The following is a 14182-nucleotide window of genomic DNA, read 5'->3' on the forward strand; positions in this document are numbered from 1 at the left end:
TTTTTTTTAGCATAGCGTTTTTAAGTAATGAGATTGAGACTATGTCTGACGTTAATCAAACTGAGCAAGAGAAAGTGGACTTAGAAGCCATTTCCCCAGAACTTCGTCAAGTAATTGAATTTGATGGTGTTCATGAATCTATGTACCCAATGGTGACCTCTATTCACCAAGTATCTGAAGAAGCGGTACGAGAATCTTGGGAGGAGTTACCAAAGAGCGCTCAAAATATTCTAGACAATTTTGAGCAATTCCACGCCTTGGTTTCTGTCAGTCAGGCATTTGCGGGCTTAAATGTAATGGAAGAGTTCCCTACTCTTAACTTACCAGAAGGCATGACAGAAGAAGAGAAAGAAGAATACCGTGCGACATTGCTCGATCAGGTTCTACACAATTGTGTGAAAGACATGGTCAAACAAATTAAAAAAGCACGTCGTGACCCAATTTTAAAACGTGACTTTACTGACGTTTTCGAAAAATAATTAAAAAAGCCGCGCACAGCGGCTTTTTTAATGTGATAACGCAATATCTCGCTGCGTTACACTCACCCCTTTAACCTGAGCATAGACACGTTGCCCTTTCTTCAAGCTCAGCTCTTCTAGCGCCCATGTGGTGATGGTGGCAGCAAGATAGCAGTTTGGCCCAAGCTCCAGCCCGATAGAGACACTTTGTTTGTTTCCTGTATGGCTCAATATCTCGATACTGTGAATCGAACATTTCAAAACATTTCGTATTGATGTTTGTTCAGGCTCGACTAGTGTAATAGACACGTCACTGGCTTTGACTTGCAGCCGAACTTTAGTTTCAGGCGCATTATTGATTCTTTGAACCCAAAGAGCCGCATCGGTCGTTAACTCAATCAGTGATAAGCCATAACGCTCACTATGTTTGAGCACTTTGCCTTCAAATAAAGAGCTTTGATCTGAAAAAGATTGCCACGGTCTCATTGCGTGTGATGACCAGACTTTTTCTATTGGTCCGCTCTGGACTACCTCGCCTTTTTCCACAACAACAAGATGATTGGCCAAACGTAAAATCTCATTCATGCTGTGAGTGACGTATAAAATGGGAACATTCACGGTATTCGCCAACTCTTCAAGAAAAGGCAGTACTTCTCTTTTTCTTGGCAGGTCCAAAGATGCTAATGGCTCATCCATCAGCAGTACTTCCGGCTTAGTTAATAACGCTCTACCAATTGCAACACGCTGCTTTTCCCCACCAGACAACTCAATCGGATACCGATCTAATAACTTATCAAGCGCAAGTAAGGCTGTAATTTGCGAAAAATGGACATCATCTTTGCCTGTTGCGCCATAAAGCAAGTTGCTCTTTACCTTCATATGAGGAAACAGGCGAGATTCCTGAAAAACGTATCCAATTTTTCTTTTGTGGACAGGCACATTGATACCATCTGTTGAGCAAAATAAGATTTTGTCTGAAATAGTCACTTTGCCAGATGCTGGCGTAGATAAGCCAGCAATCACATTGATTAGCGATGTTTTACCTGCACCTGAACGACCAAATATTGCGGTAATGCCAGTTGGTGGAAGCGTAAGATCAACAGAAAAATCCGTATCTCCTAATGTTTGGGTAAATTGGACCAATATGTTTGACATAATTACTTTGTCCCCAAACGTTGCATGGTTCGTCTTGCTAGCAAATCGGAAATCAGCAATGATGCTAATGCGATCAAAATAGAAATGATGCATAACCGCATCGTCGCTTCTTCAGCTCCCGGAGTTTCAATGAAACTGTACATCGCTAGTGGTATGGTTTGTGTCTCACCTGGAATATTAGAAACAAAGCTGATGGTTGCCCCAAATTCGCCTAAGCTGCGAGCGAAAGAAAGCATCGTACCCGAAATGATTCCCGGAATTGTGAGTGGTAATGTAATGGTAAAGAATATTTTTAAAGGTGACGCACCCAATGTCGCAGCCGCTTGTTCAAGTTTAGGGTCAACATTTTCCAAACTCAGACGTATTGCACGGACCATTAAAGGTAATGCAACGACCACACATGCGAGCACAGCCCCTTTCCAACTAAAACTAAAACTGATGCCAAAAAGATCGTTTATCAACTGCCCTAAATAACCCTGTCGTCCCATCGAGATAAGCAGCAAATACCCAACAACAACTGGTGGAAGAACCAAGGGAAGATGAATAACGCTATCTAGCAAGCTTTTTCCAAAAAAATTCTTTCTAGCCAGAAGCCACGCGAATGCAACTCCGAGTGGAATAAGCCAAATAATCGCATACAAAGCGACTTTTAAGCTAAGTACGATAGCTTCGTATTCATAATCCGTTAGCAAATCCATGACTAGTTAAATCCATATTGAATAAAAATATCTTTCGCTTCTTCACTAAGTAAATAGTTGGCAAACTCCGTTGTCGTCTTTGTTGGCTTGAGCGTCAGCATTGGATAAGTGATAGGATCGTGAGATCCATCTTGGAACTCATATAGGATTTGTACTTTATCAGAAACGTTAGCATCGGTTTTATAAACAATACCTAACGGCGTTTCATTTCGTTCGACTAAAGTCAGTGTGCTTCGAACATTATTTGTGGGTGCTAATTTATTCGATAATGCGTCCCACATTCCGATACTCTGGAGAGCTTGTTTCGCATAGATACCTGCGGGTACTGAGTCTGGCTGCCCGATGGCAAGTCGATTATCTCCCAGTAACGTTAACCACTCGGTGTAGTTATCTTTTTTGATGTCAATTTTAAGTTCGTTTGACGCGATCATCACAAGTGAGTTTGAAACCAAATTCGCGACATTGGCTTGAGAGATGTCCATCTTTTTAATCAGATACTCTGCCCACTTTTGGTTTGCTGAAATGTACACATCGGCTGGCGCTCCGTGTTCAATTTGGCGAGCAAGTGCTGAAGAACCGGCATAAACAGGAACAATATCCACATCATGACTTTCTTCATAATGTTCTACTAATTCATTGATCACGTTGGTTAAGGACGACGCAGCGTAGAGCGTGATCCGCTCTTTTGCCGCAACATTCGATACCAAACATAATGACAGCATGCCCAAAATGGCTTTTGCTTTATTGTTCAAACCCTAACTCCGGCCATAATCTATTTAACTTCATGTGTGACTCTATCGCGTCCGCAATTTGATTTATTGCATTCTCTTGCCTTTCCAATGGGTCAACGTGTGTGATCGTCTTACCTACTGTCCATTGAGCAATTAAATCAAGTGCTTCTGGAGAGTCGAGGATACCATGCAGATAAGTACCCATGACTTGATTGCAATCACTAATTGCCCCCTCATCGGTACCGCAAGTTAGGGTTATCGGTGATGTTTCGGAAACTTGAGTTTCCCCGACATGAATTTCATACCCTCTGACTGGAACAACTTGATCACAAAGGTTCATTTGTCCACTTACATTCGTCAGTGCTTTCTTCTGCGTGAGTATAGTGCTGACATCGAGTAAACCAAGCCCGGCGCTTTGCCCTTGCTCACCTTCGACACCTTTAGGATCATCAATAATGTTGCCCAACATTTGATAACCACCACAGATCCCAAGCACTTTCCCCCCAAATCGCAAGTGCTTCAAAATATCGCGCTGCCACCCTTGCTCTTTAAGGTATTGTAAATCAGCTCGCACAGATTTAGTCCCCGGCAAAATGATTAAGTCTGCCTTATCGAGCTTTTCACCTTTACCAACGTAACGGACATCAATATCAGGATTACGTCTTAGTGCATCAAAGTCGGTATGATTGCTAATACGAGGAAAAACAGGAATAACAACGTTCAGCTTTATATTTTTACTGGTTGTTTGCTCCGCATTGATTGCATCTTCGGCTTCCAAATCAAAACCATGCAAATACGGTAATACACCAAGAACTGGTTTCTTGGTTTTATCCTCAAGCCAATCCAGCCCTGGTTTAAGCAAAGAAAGATCGCCCCTAAAGCGATTAATCACAAAGCCAATAACTCGGTCTTGTTCGGAAGGAGAAAGAAGCTCAAGAGTCCCTACTAAATGCGCAAAGACACCGCCACGATCAATATCAGCAACGATAATGACTGGCACATCGGTTTTTTCGGCAAAACCCATGTTGGCAATGTCATTTTGCCTCAAGTTAATTTCAGCGGGGCTACCCGCTCCCTCAATCATTACACACTCATACTGGCTCTGTAACAGCTCAAATGACTCAACGACCTTTGGCAAAACCAGCTCTTTATAGTGTTGATACCCTATCGCGGCCATATCTGCGATAGCTTGACCCTGAACGATAACCTGACACCCAGTATCCGTACTTGGTTTGAGTAATACCGGATTCATATGAACCGTACTGGGAATATTTGCTGCTTGTGCTTGAACAGCTTGTGCGCGGCCAATTTCACCGCCTGAAGGCGTTACAGCACTATTTAGAGCCATGTTCTGAGGCTTAAATGGAGCAACGCGAACGCCTTTACGCGCTAATACGCGGCACAAACCTGCCACTAGAACACTTTTTCCGGCATCTGATGTCGTTCCTTGCACCATTAAAGCGCGAGTTGGTGACTGCATAGCTAATTGATTGTCTTATTAAATAATGACCAATGATATCGTTATTAATGGCCTAGACTCAACCAAATGAATCGAATATGAATGCACCAATCAGGCTTGGTTCAATTGCGATGTTGTTTAATGCGTTTCGTAGACAAACAAACATGATTAAAGGATAGAAAATGAAAAAGACAACAATCGCATTAGCAGCAACAACTCTTGCACTTTCAACTGCAGCATTTGCTCACAATGATAAGAACAACCAAGGAATCCAATTCAATGGACCTGTTGAGGTAACCTCTATCGACAAATTACTTCAAGACACCGGCATGTTTACCGAGAAGAACGTGGTTGTCGAAGGTCACGTAATTCGTCAAATTAGTGCGGATAAATTTATTTTTACTGATGGTAAAGGTGAAGTACAAATTGAAATTGATGACGATATCAGCTTAAACACAGTCATCGACAACACAACAAAACTTAGACTTTATGGCGAATATGAAGGTGGAAACACACCCGAAATCGAAGTAGATCGCCTACAAGTTTTATAATTCATAAACTTACATTCCGGCTACTAACATTTATGGCTTAAATATTGCTTTATATTACGAAGAGTCAAAATAATGTTATTAGTCGGAGTACTAGTTTTGAAAAAACGTCATCTATTGAGCTTGTTAGCTGCGTGTACAATGGCTGGTCATGCGCAAGCAAATAATTTTAATTACAACTACTTTGAAGTCCGTACTGCAGTAAACCCGCAAATGAGCGGCGTTGAAGGAAGCATGTTTCTGACCGAAAACTCCCATGTAGTCGCTCGCTTTGATACCCAATTTGATAAAGACTATGATTTGGCTGCCGGAATTGGTTTTAACGGCCCAATTAATCAATTTGCTGACGTCTATGGTCAACTTCTCATTCACAATGTGAAATACACGAAAGAATCTGGCGGTGGTTCAGATACTCAAGCTGAATTTAATATTGGGCTGCGCGTTTGGATTGCGGAGCAAATTGAAGCTACAGGTCGTATTGGCCGAAATGATGATGCATCAGTATTCCACGCAGGTGTGCGCTTCCACTCGACAGACCAACTATCACTCTCTGCTGAAACCCGAAATAACGGTTTGTATGGTCCCCAAGCGACCATGTCCGTTCGCTTTCAATATTAACAAATGCCCGGTTTAATCGGGCATTTTTTCTCTTACTACCAGCCGCCTTGGTACCAACTCAACCCCAGATTTATATCGCTTAGCCGATGCGTTAAGCCCTAGTTCTAACGCACTGTCTGCAATAATTTCGAATTGCTGTGGTAACGAATTGATGCGTATAGGAAGGAAATCCAATAATCGGTTATCACCAAATGTTGCGAGTTTTAAACGGTGCATAAGTTCTGGTTTTTCAAGCAAAACATCCAATACCCCTTCTAATAAGGTGTACGACGTGGTGATTATTGCATCAGGAAGATTCTCATTTATAACCCATTCTCTGATTAACTTTGCCCCATCTTCTCTATTGAAATGTTCTCCATAGGCCAACTGATAAGCAACGCGCCTCCCCTTAGCCGCAGACACAAAGCCCATCTCACGTTCTCTGGATACATTAAGCTCAGGTAAAGCACCGATCAAACCAATAGATGTGACATTGTCACTTAGAATTGAGCACGTGAGATCATGAGCAGCAGAAAAATCCTCACTAATCACGCAAGCAAAGTGTTCATCATCCAAAGGTCGGTCAATTGCGATCACCGGAGTGCCACTCTCTTGCAATTTTAAGTAAAATTCACTTGCTTCAACAATGCAGCTTGCGACAAACAATGCATCAACTTTTCTGCTCACTAATGCTTGTACAACCGATTTTTCTATTTCTGGATTATCGTCAGAACAACCGATTAAAATTTGATAACCTGCCGCGCGAGAACTATGCTCCAGCAACTTTGCTAACTTGGCATAACTCGTATTTTCTAAATCGGGAATAATTAGGCCAAAAGATCGGCTATTCCCTGCTCTTAATGTGCTTGCTGCAAGATCCGGACGATAATTGTGAGCATTAACCACATCCATCACTTTCGCTTGGGTTTTAGCACTAATACGATACTTTTGCGCTTTGCCATTGATTACGTAACTAGCGGTTGTTTTAGATACACCGGCTAATTTCGCAACTTCATCTAGTGTCATATTTCCTGCCTTGAACTGTGCTTCGGATCAAAAATCCATCACAAGGATCTTGTGAATATTTGCATTATAAGCTGAAACGTTTCAGCATAAAAGCTGAAAGGATTCAGCAAAATGTATTTTGTGAGATAGATAGAGTTTACTTATCAGTTATCATTTCACTTCGGTGTAAAAACAAACAACACACCATAATGCTGAATCGATTAAGCAAATTAAAATATGCAATAGATAACGAATGATTTAGAGGCACTTATGCTCAAACTTTCCCAAAACGATATCACTCTAAACTTAAATTATAACGACAAGTTTAAAGCCATCGACGCCCTTGCCGAGCAACTTCAGAGTCGTGGATTTGTTGCATCAGGTTATGTCGAAGGTATGCAAGAACGTGAAAGCCAAAATTCAACCTATTTAGGTAATGGCATTGCAATTCCTCACGGTACAACTCAAACACGAGATCTTGTTATTCAAACTGGAGTAACTATCCAGCAATTTCCTCAAGGTATTGATTGGGGAGATGGTAATACGGTTTATTTGGCAATTGGTATTGCTGCAAAATCAGATGAACACTTAGAAATTTTAAAACAATTAACCAAAGTGTTATCGGCAGATGGTGTAGAGCACACTCTCAAACATGCAAAAGATGAACAAACCATTCTCAACTTGCTCAACGGAGATTCATCAACTACTTGTGAAATCATGGATGGTGACTTAATCCAACTTGGTTTCCCTGCTACACAGTGGATTCAAATTGTTGCAACTGCTGGTGGTTTGCTGAAAAACAAAGGCGCGGTAGAAAATTCATTTATTAGCAACATTATGGATAAACGCCCTACTCACTTAGGTAAAGGACTTTGGTTAGTCACCTCAAATGAAGGTGTGATTCAGACAAAATGTGCGTTGGTCACCACTTCCGAGCCTTGTACTTTTGATAGTAAACATGTCACTGGATTACTTGCTATTGCAGCTTGTGACCATTCTCATACCCAACTACTTTCCACTCTTACCGACTTGGTTCAAAGCAACCGTCAAGAAGAGTTGATGTTAGGAGATAAAGAAAAGGTCCTCTCTTTTGTGAGTTCTAATGAGACACCGTCCAATGCCCAAGAAATAAATGAGTTAGACACAATTAAAGCCACATTTAAAATCAAAAATGCACACGGATTACATGCACGCCCAGGCGCGATGCTCGTGGCCGAAGCTAAAAAGTTTGATTCTGCAATTACCGTTAGCAATATCACATCAGATGGTAATCATTTTGTAAACGCAAAGAGCCTAATGAAAGTAATCGCACTTGGCGTTAAGCAAGGCCATGAACTTGAGTTCATCGCGAGTGGTAATGATGCCGAACAAGCCATCAGCGCAATTGGGCAAGCCATCAATTCTGGCTTAGGTGAAGGTTGAGGTGAATGCAATGACAAATAAAGTAGTCACCATCACATTAAACCCTGCCTTAGATTTGACAGGTTCACTTGATGTGTTAAATCAAGGCTCGGTCAGTCTTGTAAACAGCAGTAACCTCCACGCTGCTGGCAAAGGGGTCAATGTTGCAAAGGTATTATCCGATTTGGGCGCACAAGTCACAGTGACCGGCTTTTTAGGCGCTGACAACCCTGAAATGTTCCAATATCTTTTCGGTACTATCGGTGCGACTGATCGTTTTGTTCAAGTCAAAGGCGCCACTCGAATTAACGTTAAATTGGTTGAGTCCAATGGCACTGTTAGTGACATCAATTTCCCTGGTATTACGGTCAATGAATCAGACATCGCTTTATTTGAATCAGTGTTAGAAGAACTCAGCCAAAACCACGATTATTTTGTCTTTGCGGGAAGCTTACCCAACGGCCTCTCCCCTGAGCGCTGTGCAAAATGGATTAAAACACTAAACGCTAAAGGCAAAAAGGTGCTCTTTGACTCCAGCCGTGATGCTCTAAAAGTGGGATTAGACGCTTCTCCTTGGTTGATCAAGCCAAACGATGAAGAGCTATCTCAGCTCTTAAATACTCCTGTAAATAATGAGGCTGACTGTCAATCTGCGGCAAAGCAACTCGCAGATAAGGACATAGATAACATTGTAATTTCAATGGGAGCAAAAGGTGTTATGTGGCTCCATGATAACGAATGGTACGCAGCGACGCCTCCAAAGATGGATGTTGTTAGTACTGTTGGCGCAGGAGATACCCTTGTTGCCGGACTGTGTTGGGGACATATGCAAGCAATGGAAAAATCAAACCTACTCTCTTTTGCTACGGCGTTATCCGCCCTAGCCGTAACTCAAGTTGGAGTGGGAGTAAACAATATAAATCAAGTAGAAAACCTACAAAATAAGATAAACATCAGAAGGCTTTCTTAATCACAAGTACATGGACAAAAGGTCGAGATATATGAATATTGCGATTATCACAGCGTGCCCTAGCGGTGTGGCGAATAGCATCATCACTGCGGGGTTAATGGAAAAAGCAGCAAAGGAGCTTAACTGGCAAGCACATATAGAATGTCAGTCAAGTGTCGTTGACAATCAGATCTTAACGAATGAACAGATAGAACAATCGGATATTGTGCTTATTGTTGCTAGCACAGATGTTGACGAGACTCGTTTTATTGGTAAGCAAGTCTATCGTGCAACAATACAACAATGCATTGACGATCCTAAAGGACTGCTTAAAACCGCCGTATCTAAAGCTGAAGTACTTGAACAAGTGCATGCAACAGAAACGAACAAGTTGACGAATGATAAAAAAAATATCATCGCTATTACCGCTTGTCCGACTGGTGTTGCTCACACATTTATGGCTGCAGAAGCGTTGCTGGAAGAAGGTCAACGTCGCGGCCACAATATTAAAGTAGAAACACGTGGCTCTGTCGGTGCCAAAAACCAGTTGACTGAACAAGATATCGAGCAAGCCGATATCGTCATTGTAGCCGCAGATATTGACGTACCACTGGAGCGTTTTTCAGGTAAAAAACTGTATAGAACTCAAACCGGTCCTGCTCTTAAGAAAACGGCAGAGGAAATGGATAAAGCCTTCGAAATGGCGACTGTTTATCAATCCAACAATTCCGCGACTGAATCATCCGTAGAAGAAAAGAAAGGCGTTTATAAACACTTAATGACTGGTGTTTCTCATATGTTGCCAGTGGTTGTTGCAGGTGGTTTGATCATTGCCCTGTCTTTCGTATTTGGCATTGAAGCGTTTAAAGAAGAAGGTACATTAGCGGCAGCACTGATGACAATTGGTGGCGGTTCAGCCTTTGCACTCATGATCCCTGTCCTTGCAGGATTTATCGCCTTTTCTATCGCTGACCGCCCCGGTTTAGCACCAGGTTTGATTGGTGGTATGCTGGCAAGCTCTACCGGCGCAGGTTTCTTAGGCGGCATTGCTGCAGGTTTTATTGCAGGTTACTCAGCTAAGTTTATTGCGAACAAGGTCAGCTTGCCACAATCAATGGAAGCATTAAAACCAATCCTAATTATCCCATTTGTTGCCAGTTTGTTTACCGGTTTGGTGATGATTTATATTGTTGGTGGCCCAGTTTCAAGCATCATGAGTGCGATGACTGAGTTTTTGAACAATATGGGTTCCGCTAATGCAGTACTACTCGGTGTTATCTTAGGCGCGATGATGTGCTTCGACTTAGGTGGCCCAGTGAATAAAGCCGCCTATACATTTGGCGTAGGTTTACTCGCATCACAAACCTATGCTCCAATGGCTGCAATTATGGCTGCGGGTATGGTTCCAGCATTAGGGATGGGGCTTGCTACATTCTTAGCGAAGAGCAAATTTGATGCTGGTGAGCGTGAAGCTGGAAAAGCATCGTTTGTCCTTGGGTTGTGCTTTATCTCTGAAGGTGCGATTCCTTTTGCGGCAAAAGATCCAATGCGTGTCATTCCCGCTTGTATGCTAGGTGGTGCGATCACCGGTGCGTTATCCATGCTTATTGGCGCTAAACTCATGGCTCCTCATGGTGGATTATTTGTGTTACTTATTCCAAACGCGATCACGCCTGTGTTTATGTACCTAGTCGCTATCGCAGTCGGTACCGCCGTAACAGGGTTTGGTTACGCATTTATCAAAGCACGTGATGGGCAAAAGACTTCAGTTGCCACACAATAGCAAGACTAAACTTTTGATTGATGGGTATCACAATTTGTGATGCCCATTTTTTTATGGCACGTTATTCTATGCGGCTCACGGTATCTATCTCGTAATTGTGTAAAACTGTTACTTGGTTTCCAAATTTTTGTCGTGATGCAACTTCGAATTACACGTACTTTATCTCAGTTTATTTTTGTCTTTATTGGGCTAAGCTTTGTTCCCACCCTTTATTTCATTAACGAATTACAGAAAATCAAACAAGATGCCTATCAAAAGGTTGAACAAAGTGAACGCACAAAGCTTGAATTTGCAAAAACTGAACTTACTACTCTCTTCTCTCAGGCTGCAATAACAGCGAGAGAGCTTGCCACTGCCGGGGCATTAAACCGTACGATTCTCTCTCCAACACCCGAAAACATCGATACTGTCGAAGAGTTCTGGCTGCTCGTTGCTCGAACAAAAAAGCTTTACGCCACACTACGTTATATTGATGAGCAAGGTAATGAAGTCATCAGAATCAACAAAAATGACAACATCACCGAAATTGTCGCTAAAGACAGATTACAAGATCAGTCTGCTTACGATTATTTTCGATTTGCACAAGCTCAGACTGCGAATCAACTGAGCCTCAACGGCATTCATTTAAAGACCGAAAAACAAAAACTATTGGGCAAGAATAAACCCTCACTACAATTTATTTTTCCCATTGAAATTGCTGGCAAACGGCGTGGCTATTTTGTTGCTGATCTGAACTTTGATTACCTTTATCGGATGTTAGCGTACAACGGAGACCTTAATGAAAGGCCTGATGTTTTCGAAGGCTCAGGTAACCTTGTTCTATCTCGAGAAAATAACAATATTTCCGCAAATCAATACGTGTCCTTGTCGCATTACCTTCCAAGCTTATGGCAATCAATCAATACTTCAAATCAGGGAACCATCCATGAAGAAGATGTCTGGTATTCTTTCACTAAAGCCTTATTGCAAACCGAGAATGACTCTCTTGAAATAATTTTAATTAACAGCGCTGATCAGAGCGAAATTACTGGCCTTTACTATGCCAGTTTATCTGACTTGTTTTTGCTTGCGGGAAGCATCTATCTAACCACACTTTTTATTACGTTTAGCTTTATAACTTGGAATTATCACCACCAAAAAAATAGCTTAGAAAGTCAAATCGCTCGGGCGGCAATGAATGGTATGTCTGCCATGGTGATCACAGATAGAAACAACAGAATAATCAGAGTGAATGAAGAGTTCATTCGAGTGAGCGGCTTTAAAGAAGATGAAGTTGTTGGGAAGCAACCCTCTATATTTTCATCAGGAAAACACCATCAAGAGTTTTACATTAAGTTGTGGAAAGAACTTGAACTAAAAGGGTTATGGGAAGGTGAAGTTGTCAACCGACGTAAAGACGGCTCCCTAATTACCGAAATCTTACGTATACAAACGGTTAAAGACACGTTCGGGACAATACAGTTTTATGTTGCGTCTTTTGTTGATATTTCACATCGAAAAGAACTCGAAATACGGCTAAAAGAACTGAGTGAGAAAGACTCGCTAACATCATTATGGAACAGAAGAAAATTCGATAATACGCTAGTTAACGACTGTGCTAAGGTGAAACGCTATCATTCAGAAGTCCAAATGTGCCTCAGCGTAATTGATATTGATTTGTTTAAGCGAATCAATGATGAATTAGGACATGATGAAGGCGATCGAGTGATTCAGTTTGTTGCGAATACACTGCAAAAATCATTTCGAGAAACAGATTTTGTGTCTCGTATAGGCGGTGAAGAATTTGCGATTATCATGCCCCACACCAACATCAATGAAGCTGAATTGGTACTTAACCGCATACGTACTTCCATTTATCTTGAGAGTAATTACAAAGTATCTATAAGCGCTGGTATAACAGAGCTGTGTAGTTCACCAAAACTCAGTTACAAGCGTGCAGATGTCGCGTTGTATGAAGCAAAAAATAACGGCAGAAACTGTATCGAATTAATGCGAACAACTGAATCTGATTCCATTGCATAATTGTGGTGCAATTTTGATAGTGCTCGCACCAAAATGTGACATTGATCAGCTAACCTAACGCACAACCTTTGTAACTTCAACACACTGCAAAGTGGCTCAAAACTTGTACTACTCTGAATCAATGAACCAAGGAAAGCGCTGTTTCAGGGAGAACGACATGCAAGATACATTAGCAGTTATATTAGCTGGTGGGATGGGTTCGAGACTCAGTCCATTAACTGATGATAGGGCGAAACCCGCGGTCCCCTTTGGGGGCAAGTATCGAATTATTGATTTTACATTAAGTAACTGTCTGCATTCAGGAGTCAGGCAAATACTTGTGCTAACACAATACAAATCTCACTCATTACAAAAACATCTCCGAGATGGTTGGTCACTTTTTCGACCAGAGTTGGGAGAATTCATTTCTGTCGTTCCCCCTCAAATGCGTGGAGGCGGTAAATGGTATGAAGGAACTGCTGATGCCATTTATCATAATCTGTGGCTACTTTCACGCAGTGAAGCCAAATATGTTGTCGTGTTGTCAGGTGATCATATCTATCGAATGGATTATGAACCAATGTTAAAGCAACATATAGAAACCGATGCAAACCTAACAATTGCATGCATGTCAGTCCCTCGTAATGAGGCATCGTCGTTTGGTGTTATATCGACCAATGAAGAGCGACAAATCGAAACGTTCATTGAAAAGCCAATTGACCCACCTTCAATGCCCGGCTCTCCCGAATCAAGTTTAGCTTCAATGGGGATTTACATTTTCGATATGGAAGTACTTCAATCGGCATTGAGCGATGATGCTCAAAACGCAAATTCAACTCATGACTTTGGTAAGGATATCATTCCTAAGCTCATAAAAACTCACAATGTATTTGCCTATCACTTTTGCTCAGATAAAGGTCGCGTCGATAAAGATTGCTACTGGCGAGATGTTGGAACCATAGATTCCTTTTATAAAGCAAATATGGATTTACTCGAACCTGTACCTCCAATGAACTTGTATCAATCAGAATGGGGAGTCAGGACTTATGAACCCCAGTACCCTCCTGCGAGAACAGTATCCTCAGCGACAGGGAATGAAGGAATTTTTATTAATTCAATCATCTCAAATGGCGTGATAAATTCAGGTGGTTCGGTACAACACTCTATCGTCTCATCAAATGTCAGAATCAACGACAGCGCAACGATCGTGGATAGTATTTTGTTCGATGACGTCGAAGTCGGTGAAGGATGCAAGTTAGTCAATTGCATTATTGATAAACATGTCCAGATCCCTCCCTATACACAGATTGGTCTCAATCGAGTTGAAGATGCACAGCGGTTCCACATTTCAGAAAATGGTATAGTCGTTGTACCTGAAAACTTTCAGTTTTAGCAAC

General features: G+C 41.7%; 13 protein-coding genes. 8 read left to right on the forward strand and 5 right to left on the reverse strand.

Translation table 11 applies throughout. The features are described 5' to 3' along the window. The first annotated feature begins 41 nt into the window (after positions 1 to 41). Entirely contained in the window at positions 42 to 479 is a 438-nt protein-coding gene (locus tag ACQEXS_RS07395; protein ID WP_367989905.1) for a DUF3069 domain-containing protein, read from the forward strand. Between the two features lie 27 nt (positions 480 to 506). Here the strand turns inward: ACQEXS_RS07395 and modC are convergent, their stop codons facing one another. From modC to ACQEXS_RS07415, 4 genes are read right to left on the reverse strand one after another with little or no spacing between them, the layout of a single operon-like run. Beyond that, on the reverse strand, positions 507 to 1613 hold the full coding sequence (gene modC, locus ACQEXS_RS07400) for a molybdenum ABC transporter ATP-binding protein ModC (protein WP_427013345.1): 1107 nt from the start codon (positions 1611 to 1613) through the stop codon (positions 507 to 509). A 2-nt stretch (positions 1614 to 1615) separates the two neighbouring features. Beyond that, positions 1616 to 2305, reverse strand: coding sequence for a molybdate ABC transporter permease subunit (gene modB / locus ACQEXS_RS07405; protein WP_427013400.1), 690 nt, complete (start codon positions 2303 to 2305; stop codon positions 1616 to 1618). A gap of 8 nt (positions 2306 to 2313) precedes the next feature. Further along, a complete protein-coding gene (gene modA, locus ACQEXS_RS07410) occupies positions 2314 to 3063 on the reverse strand; it encodes a molybdate ABC transporter substrate-binding protein (protein WP_427013346.1) in 750 nt (249 codons plus the stop codon). Further along, entirely contained in the window at positions 3053 to 4522 is a 1470-nt protein-coding gene (locus ACQEXS_RS07415) for a cobyric acid synthase (protein ID WP_427013347.1), read from the reverse strand. Before ACQEXS_RS07415 ends, modA begins: the two co-directional genes overlap by 11 nt. 161 nt (positions 4523 to 4683) lie before the next feature. Between ACQEXS_RS07415 and ACQEXS_RS07420 the strand changes: the two genes are divergently transcribed. Both ACQEXS_RS07420 and ACQEXS_RS07425 read left to right on the forward strand, forming a co-directional pair. Further along, on the forward strand, positions 4684 to 5052 hold the full coding sequence (locus ACQEXS_RS07420; RefSeq protein ID WP_427013348.1) for a YgiW/YdeI family stress tolerance OB fold protein: 369 nt from the start codon (positions 4684 to 4686) through the stop codon (positions 5050 to 5052). A 72-nt stretch (positions 5053 to 5124) separates the two neighbouring features. After that, entirely contained in the window at positions 5125 to 5667 is a 543-nt protein-coding gene (locus tag ACQEXS_RS07425; protein WP_367989910.1) for a hypothetical protein, read from the forward strand. A 12-nt stretch (positions 5668 to 5679) separates the two neighbouring features. Here ACQEXS_RS07425 and cra read toward each other — a convergent pair whose 3' ends face one another. Beyond that, entirely contained in the window at positions 5680 to 6672 is a 993-nt protein-coding gene (gene cra, locus ACQEXS_RS07430) for a catabolite repressor/activator (protein ID WP_367989911.1), read from the reverse strand. 249 nt (positions 6673 to 6921) lie between these two features. Between cra and fruB the strand changes: the two genes are divergently transcribed. The 5 genes from fruB to glgC all read left to right on the forward strand — a co-directional run bounded on the left by fruB (position 6922) and on the right by glgC (position 14178). Beyond that, entirely contained in the window at positions 6922 to 8073 is a 1152-nt protein-coding gene (gene fruB / locus ACQEXS_RS07435; RefSeq protein ID WP_427013349.1) for a fused PTS fructose transporter subunit IIA/HPr protein, read from the forward strand. Positions 8074 to 8083: 10 nt separating this feature from the next. Then, positions 8084 to 9022, forward strand: a complete 939-nt coding sequence (gene pfkB / locus ACQEXS_RS07440) for a 1-phosphofructokinase (protein WP_427013350.1) — start codon at positions 8084 to 8086, stop codon at positions 9020 to 9022. 31 nt (positions 9023 to 9053) lie between these two features. Continuing rightward, the gene (fruA, locus tag ACQEXS_RS07445) at positions 9054 to 10784 is read left to right on the forward strand and encodes a PTS fructose transporter subunit IIBC (protein WP_427013351.1); all 1731 of its coding nucleotides are present in this window, start codon (positions 9054 to 9056) and stop codon (positions 10782 to 10784) included. A gap of 39 nt (positions 10785 to 10823) precedes the next feature. Continuing rightward, entirely contained in the window at positions 10824 to 12806 is a 1983-nt protein-coding gene (locus tag ACQEXS_RS07450) for a sensor domain-containing diguanylate cyclase (RefSeq protein WP_427013401.1), read from the forward strand. A 121-nt stretch (positions 12807 to 12927) separates the two neighbouring features. Next, positions 12928 to 14178, forward strand: coding sequence for a glucose-1-phosphate adenylyltransferase (gene glgC / locus ACQEXS_RS07455; RefSeq protein ID WP_427013402.1), 1251 nt, complete (start codon positions 12928 to 12930; stop codon positions 14176 to 14178). Positions 14179 to 14182: the final 4 nt, after the last annotated feature.

Source organism: Vibrio sp. TRT 17S01 (genome assembly GCF_050113695.1).
Lineage (GTDB): Bacteria > Pseudomonadota > Gammaproteobacteria > Enterobacterales > Vibrionaceae > Vibrio.

Excerpts from the sequence above, each read along its gene's own strand:
- ACQEXS_RS07395 (WP_367989905.1), top strand. The coding sequence starts at position 42 with ATGTCTGACGTTAATCAAACTGAGCAAGAGAAAGTGGACTTAGAAGCC.
- modC (WP_427013345.1), bottom strand. The coding sequence starts at position 1,613 with ATGTCAAACATATTGGTCCAATTTACCCAAACATTAGGAGATACGGAT.
- ACQEXS_RS07415 (WP_427013347.1), bottom strand. The coding sequence starts at position 4,522 with ATGCAGTCACCAACTCGCGCTTTAATGGTGCAAGGAACGACATCAGAT.
- ACQEXS_RS07420 (WP_427013348.1), top strand. The coding sequence starts at position 4,684 with ATGAAAAAGACAACAATCGCATTAGCAGCAACAACTCTTGCACTTTCA.
- ACQEXS_RS07425 (WP_367989910.1), top strand. The coding sequence starts at position 5,125 with ATGTTATTAGTCGGAGTACTAGTTTTGAAAAAACGTCATCTATTGAGC.
- cra (WP_367989911.1), bottom strand. The coding sequence starts at position 6,672 with ATGACACTAGATGAAGTTGCGAAATTAGCCGGTGTATCTAAAACAACC.
- fruB (WP_427013349.1), top strand. The coding sequence starts at position 6,922 with ATGCTCAAACTTTCCCAAAACGATATCACTCTAAACTTAAATTATAAC.
- pfkB (WP_427013350.1), top strand. The coding sequence starts at position 8,084 with ATGACAAATAAAGTAGTCACCATCACATTAAACCCTGCCTTAGATTTG.
- fruA (WP_427013351.1), top strand. The coding sequence starts at position 9,054 with ATGAATATTGCGATTATCACAGCGTGCCCTAGCGGTGTGGCGAATAGC.
- ACQEXS_RS07450 (WP_427013401.1), top strand. The coding sequence starts at position 10,824 with ATGCCCATTTTTTTATGGCACGTTATTCTATGCGGCTCACGGTATCTA.
- glgC (WP_427013402.1), top strand. The coding sequence starts at position 12,928 with ATGAACCAAGGAAAGCGCTGTTTCAGGGAGAACGACATGCAAGATACA.